General features: G+C 65.9%; 14 protein-coding genes. 4 read left to right on the forward strand and 10 right to left on the reverse strand.

Features of this window, described 5'->3' with window-relative positions:
- Positions 1-428: 428 nt before the first annotated feature.
- The 6 genes from mutM to ISP20_RS17415 all read right to left on the reverse strand — a co-directional run bounded on the left by mutM (position 429) and on the right by ISP20_RS17415 (position 6,206).
- Positions 429-1,256, reverse strand: coding sequence for a bifunctional DNA-formamidopyrimidine glycosylase/DNA-(apurinic or apyrimidinic site) lyase (gene mutM, locus ISP20_RS17390; protein ID WP_204637400.1), 828 nt, complete (start codon positions 1,254-1,256; stop codon positions 429-431).
- A gap of 41 nt (positions 1,257-1,297) precedes the next feature.
- Complete coding sequence (gndA, locus tag ISP20_RS17395) at positions 1,298-2,707, reverse strand: NADP-dependent phosphogluconate dehydrogenase (protein ID WP_204637401.1); 1,410 nt, start codon at positions 2,705-2,707, stop codon at positions 1,298-1,300.
- A 118-nt stretch (positions 2,708-2,825) separates the two neighbouring features.
- On the reverse strand, positions 2,826-3,320 hold the full coding sequence (locus tag ISP20_RS17400; protein ID WP_204637402.1) for a hypothetical protein: 495 nt from the start codon (positions 3,318-3,320) through the stop codon (positions 2,826-2,828).
- Positions 3,317-4,672, reverse strand: a complete 1,356-nt coding sequence (locus tag ISP20_RS17405) for a GldG family protein (protein ID WP_204637403.1) — start codon at positions 4,670-4,672, stop codon at positions 3,317-3,319. Before ISP20_RS17405 ends, ISP20_RS17400 begins: the two co-directional genes overlap by 4 nt.
- Complete coding sequence (locus ISP20_RS17410; protein ID WP_204637404.1) at positions 4,672-5,457, reverse strand: ABC transporter permease; 786 nt, start codon at positions 5,455-5,457, stop codon at positions 4,672-4,674. Before ISP20_RS17410 ends, ISP20_RS17405 begins: the two co-directional genes overlap by 1 nt.
- A complete protein-coding gene (locus ISP20_RS17415; RefSeq protein ID WP_204637405.1) occupies positions 5,454-6,206 on the reverse strand; it encodes an ABC transporter ATP-binding protein in 753 nt (250 codons plus the stop codon). Before ISP20_RS17415 ends, ISP20_RS17410 begins: the two co-directional genes overlap by 4 nt.
- Positions 6,207-6,381: 175 nt before the next feature.
- On the opposite strand from ISP20_RS17415, the gene ISP20_RS17420 reads away from it, so the two are divergent.
- Positions 6,382-7,575 (forward strand): DesA family fatty acid desaturase, encoded by a 1,194-nt coding sequence (locus tag ISP20_RS17420; protein WP_204637406.1) that lies wholly within the window; start codon positions 6,382-6,384, stop codon positions 7,573-7,575.
- Positions 7,576-7,812: 237 nt separating this feature from the next.
- Here ISP20_RS17420 and ISP20_RS17425 read toward each other — a convergent pair whose 3' ends face one another.
- The 4 genes from ISP20_RS17425 to rpmB all read right to left on the reverse strand — a co-directional run bounded on the left by ISP20_RS17425 (position 7,813) and on the right by rpmB (position 9,317).
- Positions 7,813-8,226 (reverse strand): thiol-disulfide oxidoreductase DCC family protein, encoded by a 414-nt coding sequence (locus ISP20_RS17425; RefSeq protein ID WP_204637407.1) that lies wholly within the window; start codon positions 8,224-8,226, stop codon positions 7,813-7,815.
- Positions 8,216-8,764, reverse strand: a complete 549-nt coding sequence (locus tag ISP20_RS17430) for a DUF4166 domain-containing protein (RefSeq protein WP_204637408.1) — start codon at positions 8,762-8,764, stop codon at positions 8,216-8,218. Before ISP20_RS17430 ends, ISP20_RS17425 begins: the two co-directional genes overlap by 11 nt.
- A gap of 138 nt (positions 8,765-8,902) precedes the next feature.
- The gene (gene rpmG, locus ISP20_RS17435; RefSeq protein WP_008211962.1) at positions 8,903-9,070 is read right to left on the reverse strand and encodes a 50S ribosomal protein L33; all 168 of its coding nucleotides are present in this window, start codon (positions 9,068-9,070) and stop codon (positions 8,903-8,905) included.
- Between the two features lie 10 nt (positions 9,071-9,080).
- Complete coding sequence (gene rpmB / locus ISP20_RS17440) at positions 9,081-9,317, reverse strand: 50S ribosomal protein L28 (protein ID WP_109127083.1); 237 nt, start codon at positions 9,315-9,317, stop codon at positions 9,081-9,083.
- 311 nt (positions 9,318-9,628) lie between these two features.
- Here rpmB and secB point away from each other — a divergent pair, with 311 nt between their 5' ends.
- The 3 genes from secB (at position 9,629) to ISP20_RS17455 (ending at position 14,325) form a co-directional block, all read left to right on the forward strand.
- Positions 9,629-10,120, forward strand: a complete 492-nt coding sequence (secB, locus tag ISP20_RS17445) for a protein-export chaperone SecB (RefSeq protein WP_204637409.1) — start codon at positions 9,629-9,631, stop codon at positions 10,118-10,120.
- Positions 10,121-10,135: 15 nt separating this feature from the next.
- Positions 10,136-11,164, forward strand: coding sequence for an NAD(P)H-dependent glycerol-3-phosphate dehydrogenase (locus ISP20_RS17450; RefSeq protein WP_204637410.1), 1,029 nt, complete (start codon positions 10,136-10,138; stop codon positions 11,162-11,164).
- 134 nt (positions 11,165-11,298) lie between these two features.
- Positions 11,299-14,325 (forward strand): DEAD/DEAH box helicase, encoded by a 3,027-nt coding sequence (locus ISP20_RS17455; RefSeq protein WP_204637411.1) that lies wholly within the window; start codon positions 11,299-11,301, stop codon positions 14,323-14,325.
- Positions 14,326-14,927: the final 602 nt, after the last annotated feature.

Below are 14,927 nucleotides of genomic sequence, written 5' to 3' on the forward strand. Positions count from 1 at the left end.
GGAGATGTTCATGCGTGCGCTGGGGCGCGATGACCTCGCCCAAGCGATCGATGATGCACTTCTAGATTGACACCGCCTAACCAAAAGAAAGGGCCCCCCGGATGACGCGCCTTCCGGGCCTAGCGGCCCTCCAGGTGCGCAGGTGGGTTGCGGGGTTTTTCGACAGGGCATCCCGCCCTGGCGAAAAACTGGCCCGCATCCATGCGGGCCACCCTGCGGGCTTTCCTCCACCCACCCGCCGCGTCATACGGGGACCCCTGGGAGCCGAGAGCTGAAGCCAAGAGCTAGAGCCAAGAGCTAGAGCCGGAGCCAAGAGCTGCGGATCTACTGTGGGAGCGCACCCTGTGCGCGACAAACCTACGGAGCGGTAGATCCCGGCGTGGCTGTCGCGCACAGGGTGCGCTCCCACAGTTCCCGCGAGTGGCCAGCTATTTCTGGCATTTTCCACACCAAAACGTCGACCGCTGCCCCAACACCACCTGCTTCACCGGTGTCCCGCACACCCGACACGCCTCTCCCTCGCGCCCATACACCTGCAACTCGCGAAAGAAGTACCCCGGCGCTCCATCCGGATTGATGAAATCCCGCAACGTCGTTCCGCCGCGTTCGATCGCCCAGGCCAGGATGCGTTTCACCTCGGCCGCCAATCGCGCATAACGCGCTCGGGAAATCGAGCCGGCAGCCTTGCGTGGATCGATGCCCGCAGCGAACAGAGCCTCGCTTGCGTAGATATTCCCCACGCCCACCACGACCGCGTTATCCATCAGGAACAACTTCACCGCAGCTTTGCGCCCTCGCGACAGCCGCCAAAGCAGGTCGCCATCGAAATCGTCGGTGAGCGGTTCAGGCCCCAGTTCCGCCAGCAACTCGTGCGTTTCTCCCGCTGGCTGCCACAGCAGGGAACCGAAGCGGCGCGCGTCGGTGAAGCGCAGCACGCGCGGCCCTTCGGTGGCGGTGGGTTCCAGTGCGATGTCCACGTGGTCGTGCTTGCCGACCAGCGCATCGGGTGGCAGCACACGCAACACACCGGTCATGCCCAGATGAAACAGCGCGCTGCCGATCTGCGTATGCAGCAGCAGATACTTGGCGCGCCGTTCCACCGCATCGATACGCTGGCCCGGCAACTGCGTGGTGATCTCCGGCGGAATCGGCCAGCGCAGGTCGGGACGGCGCAACACCACGCCGGTGACGCGTCGTCCGATCACATGCGGGGCAATGCCACGGCGGGTGGTTTCGACTTCTGGCAATTCAGGCACTGCGTATCCCGGTCAGGGCTGGTGGATGCAACACGAACGCATCAGCTCCAGTCGTTGTGGAAGCTGCCTTGCTTGTCCACGCGCTCGAAGGTGTGCGCGCCGAAGTAATCGCGCTGCGCCTGGATCAGGTTCGCGGGCAGGTGTTCGGCACGGTAGCTGTCGTAGTACGCAACGGCGGACGAGAAACACGGCACCGGCACGCCGGCCTTCACCGCGGCCGCGACCACCTCGCGCAGGGCGCCCTGGTACTCGGTGGCGATATCGCGGAAGTACGGATCGAGCAGCAGATTCTTCAGCTGCGCATCGCGCTCGTAGGCATCGGTGATCTTCTGCAGGAAGCGCGCGCGGATGATGCAGCCGGCGCGGAAGATGCGTGCGATGGTGCCGTACGGCAGGTCCCACTGATATTCGTCCGACGCCGCGCGAAGCTGCGCAAAGCCCTGCGCGTAGGAGACGATCTTGCTGAGGTACAACGCGCGCCTCACGGCTTCGACGAATGCCTTGCGATCGCCATCGAACTTGCCCGTCGGCGGACCCTTGAGGATCTTGCTCGCCGCCACGCGCTCGTCCTTCAGCGCGGAGAGCAGGCGCGCGAATACCGACTCGGTGATCAGCGGCAGCGGCACGCCCAGGTCGAGCGCGCTCTGGCTGGTCCACTTGCCGGTGCCCTTCTGCGCGGCGCGGTCGAGGATGATGTCGACCATCGCCTTACCGGTGTCCTTGTCCTTTTTGGCGAAGATGTCGGCGGTGATGCTGATCAGATAACTGTCGAGCTCGCCCTTGTTCCAGTCGGCGTATACCTCGGCCAGTTCCTCGTTGCTGAGGCCGAGCACGTGATGCAACACGGCATAGCTCTCGGCGATCAGCTGCATGTCGCCGTATTCGATGCCGTTATGCACCATCTTCACGTAATGGCCCGCACCGTTCGGACCCATGTAGGCCACGCAGGGTTCGCCATCGGGCGCACGCGCGGCGATCTCGGTGAGGATGGGAGCCACCAGGTCGTACGCTTCGCGCGGGCCGCCCGGCATGATCGACGGACCGTGCAAGGCACCTTCCTCGCCGCCGGACACGCCGGTGCCGATGAAGTGCAGTCCCGCCGAGCTCATCTCGCTCTCGCGGCGCATGGTGTCCTTGAAGAACGTGTTGCCGCCGTCGATGACGATGTCGCCCTTGTCGAGCAGGGGTTTCAACTGCGCCAGCGTGGCGTCGGTCGGTTCGCCGGCTTTCACCATCAGCAGGATGCGGCGCGGCTTTTCCAGCGAGGCGACGAAATCCTCGAGCGTGTACGCGGGCACCAGCTTCTTGCCGGGATTCTGCGCCACGACTTCATCGGTACGCTCGCGATGCCGGTTGTAGATCGACACGGCGTGCCCGCGACTTTCGATGTTCAGGGCGAGGTTGCTGCCCATCACGGCCATGCCTACTACGCCGATCGCCTGCTTGCTCATGTCGTCGCTCCTGTCGAGGTGTGCAATCCCATATGGGGAGTCTGCTGGACGGTGCAAGGTACGCCCTGGCAGGGCAGCAGTGGGTGAAGAGGAGCGGGCGCGCCATACCTCGCACCATTCACTGCTTGAGCTGCTTGGCCTCGCTAGTGGCGCCGCGCGGCGTATAGCGCACGGATATCAACGCGACGCGGTCGCCCACTCGCACGTAACGCTGCGGGCCGGTCACCGAGGTCTCGCCAAACTCCAGCCGTTGGCCATCCAGCGTGAGCACCGCCACGGGCGTGGCCAGCCCGATCTTGGCGGGATCGAAATCGCCCAGTGGCCGCCAGCTCAGCACGGCTGCGGCGGCCGTATCGGCCAGTTCGCTCAGGCGGCCATCGTCGGCGCGCGTGGGGGTGCCATCGGTGCGCCACCAGTGGCCCTCGCGCAGGGCGAAGTGTTCGGTGTCGCCGCTGCCGATGGCGAGCGCCACCGAGTCCACGCTCGACGGATCGATCCTCAGCAGCGTGCCGGTGGCCTGCGCACGATCCTGTCGCCACTGCCAGACGGTCGCGGCCAGCAGCGCCACGATGCCGATGGCAAGCCAGGCACGTTGTCGATTCGCCCGCTTCATGCGCGACGACGGCGCCAGACGATGAAGCCGCCGATCAACAGCAACAGCAACGGCAGCACCACCAGGAAGCCCAGCGTCACGATGCTCAGCTGCGCCTGGGTGATCTGCAGCAGGCGGTCCGGAGCGCCGCGCGGCGGCAGGTTGACGAGCGCGTCGTCGCCCAGCAGCCAGTCGAAGATGCGTTCGCCCAGCGCGCGGTTGCCACCGTTGCCGAGGAAGGTGTTGGAAAGGAAATCGCCATCGCCGATCACCACCACGCGCTGCTCGGCCTTCTCAGGACTCGGCGACAGGCGGCTCAAGGCAAAGCCGAAATCCAGCGGACCCTTCAGTTCGCCGGCGCTGGCGTCGAACTGGATCGACGACGCCTGCGTGTTGTCGATCGGCTTGAACTCGGTCCAGCTCTGCGCGCTGGAGCGCAGGAACGGTGCCACCTTCCAGTCGGTACGCGCGGCCATGGCCAGCGCGGATACCTGCGGGAACAAGGTGGTCAGCTGGAAGCCGCGCGTGATCGCGTGTTGCGGGTAATCGCCCAGCGCCAGCATGCGCGGGTCCTTCAAGCCGAGCGCCGCGCCTTGGCCGTCGACCAGCACGCCCGGCAACACGCGAATACCCAAGGCATCGGCCAGCGGGGTCAGATGCAGATCGTCGTTGCCCGGCTCGCTCAGCCACAGCAGGTTGCCGCCGTTGCCCACGTAATCGCTGAGTGCCTTCACGGCGCCGTCGGGCAGCGCCAGTTCGGGGCTCGCCAGCACCACCAGGTCGGTGTGCTGCGGCACCGCCGTGACCTGCGCGAAGTTCAACGGCACCGCGCGCATGCCGCGGCCTTCCATCTGCGCCATGAACATGCCGAGGTCGGCATTGCCCTTGTCGTCCGGCTTGCGCTCGCCGTCGCCGGAAACGAACGCGACGATGCGCTCGCCACCACGTGCCAGACGTTCCAGCGCATTGGTGAGGCTGCGCTCGGAGAGTTCATCCAGGCGCTGCTCGCGGCCCTGGTAATGCAGGATCAGCGCACCATCCACGGTGATGCCCAGCTCGCGCATTGCGGCCGGATCCTGCTGCGGATCGACGAAGCGGACGGTGAGATCGGGCTTCACCCGCGAGTAGCGTTCCACGAAGCCGGCCACGGTGTGGCGCAGGTCGCCCTGCGGATTGGCGTAGCTGACGATTTCAACGGGGCCGTGCAGCGCATTCAGCACCGCGCGACTTTCGGGCGACAGGCTCGCGCGTCCGCCGAACGTCCAGTCGCTGACACGATCATGGCGCGTGGTGAGATAGCCGACGGCGCCAGCGGCCAGCAACAGGCCCAGGGCGAACAGCCATCCATTCACATGTCGGAAGAAGCGCGCCATCAGCCACGCTCCTTTTCGGCAGCCAGCCGTTGTGTCGCCAGCGCCAGCGCCACCGCGATCACCAGCAGGAACCACGCCACGTCGGATAGCGAGACAAGCCCGCGCAGCATGTCCTCCAGATGACCGCTGAGCGCCAGCCAGTTGAACACGCCACTGCTGGCACCGGCTTTCTGCACAGCGATGTTCACGCCGGCCAGCGCAAGGCCGATGGTGAGCGCGATGGTGGCCGCGATGGACGCATGCGATGCGTACGCCGAACTCGCCACGCCGATGGCGGCCAGCGCGGCGAGCGTGAGCAGTGCGCCCAGCGACGCCGCGGCGAGCTTGCCCCAGTCGAGGGCCACGCCATGCGCAAGACTCAGCGGCATTGCCAGCGCAAGCGCGAGCCACAGCACCAGCCACACCATCAGCGCCAGGTATTTGCCCAGCACGATGCGCGAGGCGGGCAGGCCGGCGGCAAACCACAGCGGCAGCGTGCCGTTGCTGCGCTCGCCGGCCAGCGAGGACATGGTGAGCAGCGGCACGATCACCAGCGCCAGTTCCACCACCCCGAACGGCAGGATGCCGCCGGTGAGGATGCTGCTGAGCATCGGCACGCCCACCAGGTCGCTGTAGCCCGGGCCGCCAGGCAGGGCGGCGAGCTTGATCTGCCCGGCGAGAAAGCCGCCCAGCAACAGGGTGAAGCGCCACGCCAGCTGCGCCAGCGTCAACGCGGCGAGTACCCAGGCCAGCGGACGAACGATCAGGCGGCGCAGCTCCAGCCGCGTCACGGCGAGCACACTCATGCGGCCTGCACCTTGTCGTTGCCGTCACCGCGCAGGGCGATATCGAAGAACGTCTGCTCGAGCATCTTGTGGTCGCCGTCGGTGATGGGGCCGTCGTAGTGCAGCCGCCCCTCGTGCAGGATCGCCACGCGATCGCACGCTGCGGTGACTTCGGCCAGCAGGTGCGTGGAAAGGATGACGGCGGTGCCAGCAGCGGCCTGTTCGCGGATCACACCACGCAACGCGGCTACTTGAACCGGATCGAGCGCGTTGGCCGGTTCGTCCAGCACCAGTAGCGACGGTTCGTGCAGCAGCGCGCAGGCAAGTCCGAGGCGTTGGCGCTGACCCTGCGACAATACGCCGGCCAGCCGACGCGAGAGGGCGCCAAGTTCCAGTCGCTCGACGATGCGCTGGCGTGCCTTGGCCAGCGTCGCGCCACCCAGGCCGCGCAGGCGGCCGTGGGCGTCCAGGTGTTCCAACACGGTCAGTTCCGGCCACAGCGGGGCACGTTCAGGCAGCCAGCCGATGCCGCGTTGTGCCAGTTCCGGCTGCTGCAGAAAGTCCTTCCCGTTCAGTTTGATGGCACCGCTGTCGGGCGTCAGGGCACCGGCAATCATGGCCAACGTGGTGCTCTTGCCGGCCCCGTTGACCCCGAGCAAACCCAGTACCTGTCCCGCGTCCAGCGTCATGCTGAGATCGGCGACGGCGGGTCGCCCCGCGCGATGTCGGGTTATGTGATCCAGTTGCAATACAACGGTAGGCGCGGTCATTGCATGATTGTCAGTGCGGCCCCAATTTCATACAACCGGGAGAGGGCGCGAGTGGGCGGCACAGCACATTAACTTCCGCACCGCAAATGGGTGCGACAATATTTTGCTGGTCCATGCTGGCGGGTACGGAAACCCCTCGTTTAGACTGAATTTTCATTACCTTGGGTGTTTCCCCATGCTCGATGCAGTACTCAACTTCTTGTCCAACGGCCTGACGCATGCCGGTTGGCTGACCATGCTGATCTACATGCTGGTCATGACCCAGCTCACCATCTTCACGGTGACGCTTTACCTGCATCGCTGCCAGACCCATCGTGGCGTGGATCTGCACTGGTCCATTTCGCACTTCTTCCGCTTCTGGGGCTGGCTCACCACGGGCATGGTCACCAAGGAGTGGGTGGCGGTGCACCGCAAGCACCACGCCAAGGTCGAGACCGAGGAAGATCCGCACAGCCCGCAGATCTACGGCATCAAGAAGGTCTTCTGGGATGGCGTGTCGCTGTACCGCGACGCCAGCGAAGTGAAGGAAGACCTCGAGAAGTACGGCCGCGGCACGCCGGACGACTGGATCGAGCGCAATCTCTACGGCGCGCATCCGTACTGGGGCCCGACCCTGATGCTGTTCATCAGCTTCGCCCTGTTCGGCGTGATCGGCGCTGCCCTGTGGGCCGTGCAGATGATCTGGATCCCGTTCTGGGCGGCCGGCTTCGTCAACGGCATCGGCCACTGGTGGGGCTATCGCAACTTCGAAAGCGCCGACACCGCGACCAACCTCATTCCGTGGGGCTTCTGGATCGGCGGCGAAGAGCTGCACAACAACCACCACGCCTTCCCGAGCTCGGCCAAGTTCGCCCTGCGCAAGTGGGAGTTCGATATCGGCTGGGCGGCGATCTGCGCGCTGCGTGCCGTGGGTCTGGCCAAGGTGCTGCGCGTGGCGCCGACGCTGGACATCCGTCCGAACGTGCACCTGCCGGATGCCGAGACGCTCAAGGGCGTGCTGACGCACCGCTTCTCGGCGATGACCGACTACTACCGCAACGTGATCATGCCGACCCTGCGCGACGAAGCGCAGCACGCCGGCGACAGCATCAAGTCGGTGCCGCGCCGCATGCGCCGCGCGCTCGCCGATGGTGGCCGCTGGCTGGACAGCGAAGGCCGTGACCGCATGCAGGCCGTGCTGGCCAAGCGTCCGACGCTGAGCACGGTGTGCGATTTCCGCAATCGCCTTGCCGCTCTGATGGAGCAGCGTGGTGCCGACCAGGCGCTGAAGGGTCTGCAGCAGTGGATCGCCGAAGCCGAGCAGAGTGGCATCCGCGCGCTGCAGGAGTTTGCCGGTCGCCTGAAGAGCTATTCGGTGGCGAACGCGTAAGCGCTGTCGCTGATTGAATGAAAAAGCCCGCCGAAAGGCGGGTTTTTTTATGGGGCGACGACAACCAGCCGAGCTGGCGCTTTGCTCCCTCTCCCCGGCGGGGAGAGGGAGCAGTGGGGTGCATCGTGGTGACGATCTACTGTGGGAGCGCACCTTGTGCGCGACAAACCTACGGAGCGGTACATCCCGGCGTGGCGGTCGCGCACAGGGTGCGCTCCCACAGGGAAAGTGCGCGGGCTAATCGATGAAGCGCCAGGCCTGCTCCGGTTCGGGCAGGCGGCATTGCTGGCGCTTGCCGAACAGGCGGTAGCGATGGCGGGCGAGCCAGCGATACACAGGGTCGCGCAGCCGTCTGGGAACCAGACGCAGTGCGCTAGCAGCTGCACGCCACCGGCCGCCCAGGCGGTCCAGGACGCGTGCGATGGCATCGGTATCGCTGTAACCGTGTCCGCCATCGACCAGCAGGAAGGAAGATGGATCGTCAGGAGACAGGCCGTGTGCAAGCAGCAAGGCGCGCCCTTGGGTCCCTTGCATGGCCGCCAGCCGGAAGCAGCCGCTTCGATCGTGACGCAGGATGAAATCCACCCAGCGGCTGCACAGCACGCATATGCCGTCGAACACGATCACGGGATGATCGAGTTCAGCGGACATGGTCGATCTCCAGCCAGCCGCGATAGGCGACCAACTGTCCCAGCAAGGGCAGGTGCACATCGATGTCGAAGGTATAGCGGCCATCCCGTGCGCCGCTGCGCGACAGCACCTGGCCGCAGAGCGCGCGCGGCAGCGGCAGGCCAAGCACGGTGACACGGTGCAGTTGCCAGTCGATGGCGTTGTCGTTGCAGCGCAAGGTGAAATGCAGTGCCACGGGGCCGAGTCTCTCCCGCAGTGACGTCGATCCGTCGGGATGCAGGGTCGAGCGCATGCAGCCGCGCGCGAAGCGCCGGGTCCATTGTTCGTGGGTGGCATGACGCTCGATGGTGAGCGCGATGTGCTGGCCCCGGCCGGGTTCGGGCAGGGTCAGCAGACGCCGCAGCAGTCGGGCGAACGCGTGGCGCGCACCGTCGACGTCGGCCTCGCCGCTGGCCTGGATCACACTGCCCTCGGCGTGCATGCATTGCACCGCTGGCGCCAGGCAGGACCAGCCGGTGGTCTCCAACAGCGAATGGAACAGGGCGGTCGGCGATGACATGGCACGCCATCATCGGAAAGCGGGTGGACGAGAGCAAGCGTGCGCGTCTTGCCTGCGTTCCGTCACCAGGTGCGGGCCCAACAAAAAACCCGCCTCGCGGCGGGTTCTTCGTGAAAGCGTCAAACAAACCCTGCGGGCTTACTTGATCTTGCCTTCCTTGTAGATCACATGCTTGCGGACCACCGGATCGTACTTCTTGAACTCGAACTTTTCCGGGGTGTTCTTCTTGTTCTTCTGCGTGGTGTAGAAGTGGCCGGTGCCGGCCGAAGAGATCAGGCGGATCTTGTCTTGCTTGCTGTTAGCCATGGCTCAATCCTCAGATCTTTTCGCCGCGGGCGCGCAGGTCGGCGAGGACGGACTCGATGCCGTTCTTGTCGATCGTGCGCAGGGCATGGTTGGAAACGCGCAGCTTCACCCAGCGGTTCTCGCTCGGGACCCAGAAGCGGCGCTCATGCAGGTTCGGCAACCAGCGGCGGCGAGTTTTGTTGTTTGCGTGCGAGACGTTGTTACCAGTCTGCACACCCTTTCCGGTGACTTGGCAAATACGGGCCATGATGACCTCCTGTTAGGCGCCCAAAGGCGCGTTTGCCACCCGTTAGCCAGGGCGGCATCGGCCCAGCGGCACAAGGCCTCGCGATGCTGGAGATGGTGCTTTTCGTGGTCTGCCGTAAGGCCCGCATCGCGTGGCGGACGTGCCCGACGAGTCGGGTCGGCATGGACGAGCCGGCTATTCTCCCAGAAAAACAGGGCGGTGCGCAATCTTTGGCCAATTCGGGGATGCAGGCGCATGGCGGGCCGCGGGGATGTATGGAACAATCAAACCCTTTGCGTTTTCACGCACCGAACACTTACGAGGAATACCCCATGGCAGACGTCTCCGCCAACGGCCAGGCCGGCCAGCCCCAGCTGGTGCTGCAGAAGATCTACATCAAGGACGTGTCCTACGAGGCACCCAACGCTCCGCAGATCTTCCAGGAGGTCGGCGAAACCGATCTGCAGCCGCAGGTCCAGCTGAACCTGGGCCAGAAGTCCGCCGATATGGGCAACGACCTGTACGAAGTGGTGCTCAGCCTGACCCTGACCTGCTCGCTGAACGACCGCACCGCCTACCTGGCCGAAGTGCACCAGGCCGGCGTGTTCGGCATTGCCGGGTTCTCGGAAGAAGACCTGGCCGGCATCCTCAACAGCTACTGCCCGAACCTGCTGTTCCCGTACGCCCGCCAGATGCTGTCGTCGCTGGTGCTGGAAGGCGGCTTCCCGCCGTTCCTGCTGCAGCCGATCAACTTCGATGCGCTGTACGCCGAACAGCAGCGCCGCATCCTCGGCGGCAGCGCCGTGCCGACGCTCAACAGCTGATCCAAGGCGTTGCTCATGGTTGAGCGTCCCACCCTGGCCGTACTCGGTGCCGGTTCCTGGGGCACCGCGCTGGCCGCTTTGGCTGCCCGCAATCAGGTGCCGACCCGGCTGTGGGGGCGCGATGCCTCCGCGCTGAAGGCAATGGAACAAACCCATTGCAACCAGCGTTACCTGCCCGACGTCGAGCTCCCGCAGGAACTGGTCTACGAGGCCGATCTGGCTGCCGCCCTGCGCGGCGCCCAGGTGGTGCTGATCGTGGTGCCGAGCCACGCGTTCGCCTCCATGCTGGAGGAGATCGAGCCGTACCTGGAGCCGGATGCCCGCATCGCCTGGGCCACCAAGGGCTTCGAGCCCGGCACGGGCCGCTTCCTGCACGAGCTGGTGGCCGAGCGCTTTCCGGGTCGTCCGGCGGCGGTCGTCACCGGGCCCTCGTTCGCCAAGGAAGTGGCTTCGGGCATGCCCAGCGCCGTCACCGTGCATTCGGACGACGACGCCTTCGCGCATGAAATGGCGCTGGTGCTGCACGCGCCGAACTTCCGCGCCTATTCCGGCAGCGACGTGCTCGGCGCCGAACTGGGTGGTGCGATGAAGAACGTGCTGGCCGTGGCCACCGGCGTGGCCGACGGCATGGACCTGGGCCTGAACGCCCGCGCCGGCCTGATCACCCGCGGCATGAACGAGATGCTGCGCCTGGGCATGGCGCTGGGTGCGCGTCCGGAAACATTGATGGGCCTGGCTGGCTTGGGCGATCTGGTGCTGACCTGTACCGGCGACCTGTCGCGTAACCGTCGTCTCGGTCTGGCGCTGGGTCGCGGCAAGGCCATCGACGAAGCCGTGCGCGAGATCGGACAGGTGGTGGAAAGCGTGCTCACCGCGGACGAAGTGGCCCGGCTGGCGGCCAAGCATGGCCTCGATCTGCCCATCAGCAGCGGCGTGCGCGCCGTGCTGCACGGCGAGGTGACGCCGGCCGAAGGGCTCAAGTTGCTGATGAGCCGTGAGCAGAAGCCGGAGTATCCGCGGGGCTTGTTCACGCCGGCGGCGTAAGCCTTTGGTCCGTTCACGCTGAACGCTTCACAGATACCTGTCATCTCTGCTTTGAAAAAACCGGAGCGTGAGACGCGCACGCACGCAAGACCCTTGCTAAGCTGAATCTTTTGGTCGCCCTGGACCGAATGCGCATGCAGTCACCGGACGATAAACGGCACGAGCGTTTGACCTCGCCACACGACGACGGCGGCAGCGAACCGCTGCCCGGCGTCTGGCGAAAGCTGCTGGCGTTACCCGCCCCGATCGTGCCGCCGGAGCCGCAGGTGCTCGGCTTCTTCATCGACGTGGTGCCCGAGGAAGGCGTGCCCTACGCCCACGTGGACGTGGCGCCCGTGCTCCTCGCCATGGCCGAGCAGGGCCGCTACGTGCGCCCCGCGCCGCTGGACAGCAAGCATCTCTCGCAGCAGCCGCTGCAACCCCACGAACAGCGCCTCGCCGCGACCGTGCTCGGCCTGCCGCAGACGCTGCGCAAGAGCCGCAGCTACGCGCGCCTGGCCGGGCATGTGGGCGATGCCCTGCTGGCGGAAATCCTGGACACCACGCCGTGCTTCCTCGGCGGCCTGGCGGGCCTGCGGCTGTCGCGCGGCAAGGGTCATCAGCTCAACTGGCAGTGGCACCTGGAAAACGACGGCAGCCAGCGCCTGCAGCCCTGTATGCCGACCAACCATCGCGTGCTGCGCATCGACGCCCTCTGGTATCTCGACGCCGAGCGCGCGGAGATGGGCCACCTGGACGCGCCGCTGGAAGAAACGGCATGGCTGGACCTGCCGGCGTTGAAGCACGAATACGCCCAGATCCTGCGCAATGCGCTGCCGCATAGCCGCCTCTCGCATCGTCTGCCGCTGCCGCAGGTGCTGGGCGAAATGCGTCGCGCGGAACTCGCGCCCAAGCCGGTGCTCACGCTGCACGCGCTCACCCGCCATGCGCGCCTTGCTGCCGGCACGCCACCGCTGGCCTATGCGCGCCTTGCCTTCGACTACGCCGGCGAGCGCCTGCCCGGCCGTGGCGGTGAGCCGCTGGTGCGACGCGTGCGCAACGGGCATCTGGTCGAAATCATCCGCCGCCGCGCGGAAGAACTCTCGGCGATGGAGCAGCTCGAACGCGCCGGCCTCACGCCGGGTGTGGATACCGAAGGCCTGCCCTGGGATCTGGCCGACACGCTGCCCGAAGACGCCTGGCTGTTTCCCGGCAAGGGCTATGCGGGCGCGCTGGAAGTGAACACGCCGGCGCGCTGGCTGGCGCTGCGGCCCAAGCTGGAAGCAGACGGCTTCGTGCTCGATTACGCACCCAGCTTCCCGTTCGAAGTGCTCGAAGGTCCGGTGCGCTGGTACGGCAACGCGGTGGAAGACACCGACGACCACGCCTTCGATCTGGAAATCGGCATCGAAGTGGAAGGCAAGCGCCACAACCTGCTGCCCGCCGTGGCGCAGGCGCTGGCCGATCACCAATTGAACCTCAGCCCGGTGCCGAACGAACCGGAAGACGCGGTGTGGTACGCGCCGGTGGACGAACGTCGCCGCGTGCCCGTGCGCTTGAAGGAGCTGCGCGGCTTGCTGGCGCCGCTGGCCGAATACCTCGAGCGTCCGCGCAAGAAACTCCATCTGCCGCGCGTGCAGGCGGGCCGTCTGGAAGAGCTGGTCGAAGCGCTGCCCACTGGCGGCGAACTGGTCGCACCTGACGCACTGCGTGGATTCACTGCGCGCCTTCGTGACGCTGCGGAGCGCGCCAGCGACGTGGTGCCCGAAGGCCTCACCGTCGAGCTGCGCCCGTATCAGCGCGAAGGCCTGCGTTGGCTCAATGCACTCGCGGAAGCGGGCGTGGGTGGCGTGCTCGCCGACGATATGGGCCTGGGCAAGACGCTGCAGCTGATCACTCATCTGCTTTCGCTGAAGGACAGCGGCGCGCTCACCGAGCCGGCGCTGGTGGTGGTGCCCACCAGCCTGATTCCGAACTGGCTGGCCGAAGTGGCCCGCTTTGCGCCCGCGCTGCGCGTGCTGGCGCTGCACGGTCCGCAACGCAGCGGCGATTTCTCGCAGATCGCCACGCACGATTTGATTCTCACCAGCTACGCCTTGCTGCCGCGCGACGTGGTGTCGCTGCGCAAGCAACCGTTCTCGCTGATCGTGCTCGACGAAGCGCAGCAGGTGAAGAACCCGCGCACGCAGGCACGCCGCGCCGTGCTCAGCCTGCGCGCGCCACGCTGCATCTGCCTCACCGGCACGCCGCTGGAAAATCATCTGGGCGAACTGTGGTCGCAGGTCGATCTCTCGGTGCCGGGCTTGCTGGGCGACGAAGGCGCGTTCCGTCGTCACTACCGCGTGCCGATCGAGCGTCATCGCGACACCGAATGCCAGGACCGCCTCAACCGGCGTCTCGCGCCGTTCATCCTGCGCCGCACGAAGTCGCAGGTGGCCAGCGAGTTGCCGCCCAAGACCGAGATCACCCGCCGCGTGATCCTCGAAGGCCGCCAGCGCGAACTGTACGAAAGCCTGCGCCTGTCGCTGGCCGAAGAACTGCGCGAGGTGATCGCGCAGCGCGGCATCTCGCACAGCGGCATCGTGGTACTTGATGCGCTGCTGAAGCTGCGCCAGGTGTGTTGCGATCCGCGCCTGGTGAAACTCGAGGCGGCGCGTGGCGTGCGCGATTCGGCGAAGTTCGAATTGCTGATGGACATGCTGCCTGCGCTGCTCGCCGAAGGCCGCAAGGTGCTGCTGTTCTCGCAGTTCACCGAGATGCTGAAGCTGATCGCGCACGAACTCGATCGACACCGCATTCCCTACGTCACGCTCACTGGCGAAACGCGCGATCGCGCCGAACCGGTGCGCCAGTTCCAGGAAGGCGAAGTGCCGCTGTTCCTGCTGTCGCTGAAGGCTGGCGGTGTGGGCCTCAACCTCACCGCCGCCGACACGGTGATCCATTACGACCCGTGGTGGAATCCTGCGGCGGAAGCGCAGGCATCGGATCGTGCCCACCGCATTGGCCAGGACAAGCCGGTGTTCGTGTTCCGCCTCATTACGGGCGGGACGGTGGAGGAGCGCATCGAAGAGCTGAAGGCGCGCAAGGCGGAGCTGGCCGAAGCGGTGCTTGAGGGCGGCGGCACCCGCGAGAAGTTGAGTTTCGATCAGTCGGATCTGGATGCGTTGTTGGCACCGGGTTGATCTTTGTTTTCTCTAGCGCGTTTTCCGCCGCTGGTTCTAGCGATGCACCGCACTTCTCTCTCTCCCTGCCGGGGGAGGGGCGGGTGCTCGCGGGAACCTGTGAGCTTTCTGTGGGAGCGCACTTGTGCGCGACAGTCACGCCTGGATGTATCGCTCCGTAGGCTGTCGCGCACAAGTGCGCTCCCACAAAATTCTTGTACGGCTGGTGCACTACATCGTCGGCCTTGATCACAACAGGGCGCCCACTGCCCGCTGTTATTGCGGTGTGCTGCGGGAACGCGTGTGCTTTCCTGTGGGAGCGCACTTGTGCGCGACTGCCACGCCTGGATGTATCGCTCCGTCGGTTTGTCGCGCACAAGTGCGCTCCCACAAAATTCCTTTACGGGTGGCGCACTATTCTTTCGAGTGGTGCGCTACATCGCCGGCCTTGTTCGCAACGGCGCGCCCACTGCCCGCTGTTATTGCGGTGTGCTCGCGGGAACGCGTGTGCTTTCCTGTGGGAGCGCACTTGTGCGCGACTGCCACACCTGGATGCATCGCTCCGTCGGTTTGTCGCGCACAAGTGCGCTCCCACAAAATTCCTTTACGGGTGGCGCACTATT

Origin of the sequence: Dyella kyungheensis, assembly GCF_016905005.1 — a bacterium.
Lineage (GTDB): Bacteria > Pseudomonadota > Gammaproteobacteria > Xanthomonadales > Rhodanobacteraceae > Dyella > Dyella kyungheensis.

What these genes read in the sequence shown, in the direction of transcription:
- gndA (WP_204637401.1), bottom strand. Translation starts at nt 2,707, where the DNA reads ATGAGCAAGCAGGCGATCGGCGTAGTAGGCATGGCCGTGATGGGCAGC.
- ISP20_RS17400 (WP_204637402.1), bottom strand. Translation starts at nt 3,320, where the DNA reads ATGAAGCGGGCGAATCGACAACGTGCCTGGCTTGCCATCGGCATCGTG.
- ISP20_RS17405 (WP_204637403.1), bottom strand. Translation starts at nt 4,672, where the DNA reads ATGGCGCGCTTCTTCCGACATGTGAATGGATGGCTGTTCGCCCTGGGC.
- ISP20_RS17410 (WP_204637404.1), bottom strand. Translation starts at nt 5,457, where the DNA reads ATGAGTGTGCTCGCCGTGACGCGGCTGGAGCTGCGCCGCCTGATCGTT.
- ISP20_RS17415 (WP_204637405.1), bottom strand. Translation starts at nt 6,206, where the DNA reads ATGACCGCGCCTACCGTTGTATTGCAACTGGATCACATAACCCGACAT.
- ISP20_RS17420 (WP_204637406.1), top strand. Translation starts at nt 6,382, where the DNA reads ATGCTCGATGCAGTACTCAACTTCTTGTCCAACGGCCTGACGCATGCC.
- ISP20_RS17425 (WP_204637407.1), bottom strand. Translation starts at nt 8,226, where the DNA reads ATGTCCGCTGAACTCGATCATCCCGTGATCGTGTTCGACGGCATATGC.
- ISP20_RS17430 (WP_204637408.1), bottom strand. Translation starts at nt 8,764, where the DNA reads ATGTCATCGCCGACCGCCCTGTTCCATTCGCTGTTGGAGACCACCGGC.
- rpmG (WP_008211962.1), bottom strand. Translation starts at nt 9,070, where the DNA reads ATGGCTAACAGCAAGCAAGACAAGATCCGCCTGATCTCTTCGGCCGGC.
- rpmB (WP_109127083.1), bottom strand. Translation starts at nt 9,317, where the DNA reads ATGGCCCGTATTTGCCAAGTCACCGGAAAGGGTGTGCAGACTGGTAAC.
- secB (WP_204637409.1), top strand. Translation starts at nt 9,629, where the DNA reads ATGGCAGACGTCTCCGCCAACGGCCAGGCCGGCCAGCCCCAGCTGGTG.
- ISP20_RS17450 (WP_204637410.1), top strand. Translation starts at nt 10,136, where the DNA reads ATGGTTGAGCGTCCCACCCTGGCCGTACTCGGTGCCGGTTCCTGGGGC.
- ISP20_RS17455 (WP_204637411.1), top strand. Translation starts at nt 11,299, where the DNA reads ATGCAGTCACCGGACGATAAACGGCACGAGCGTTTGACCTCGCCACAC.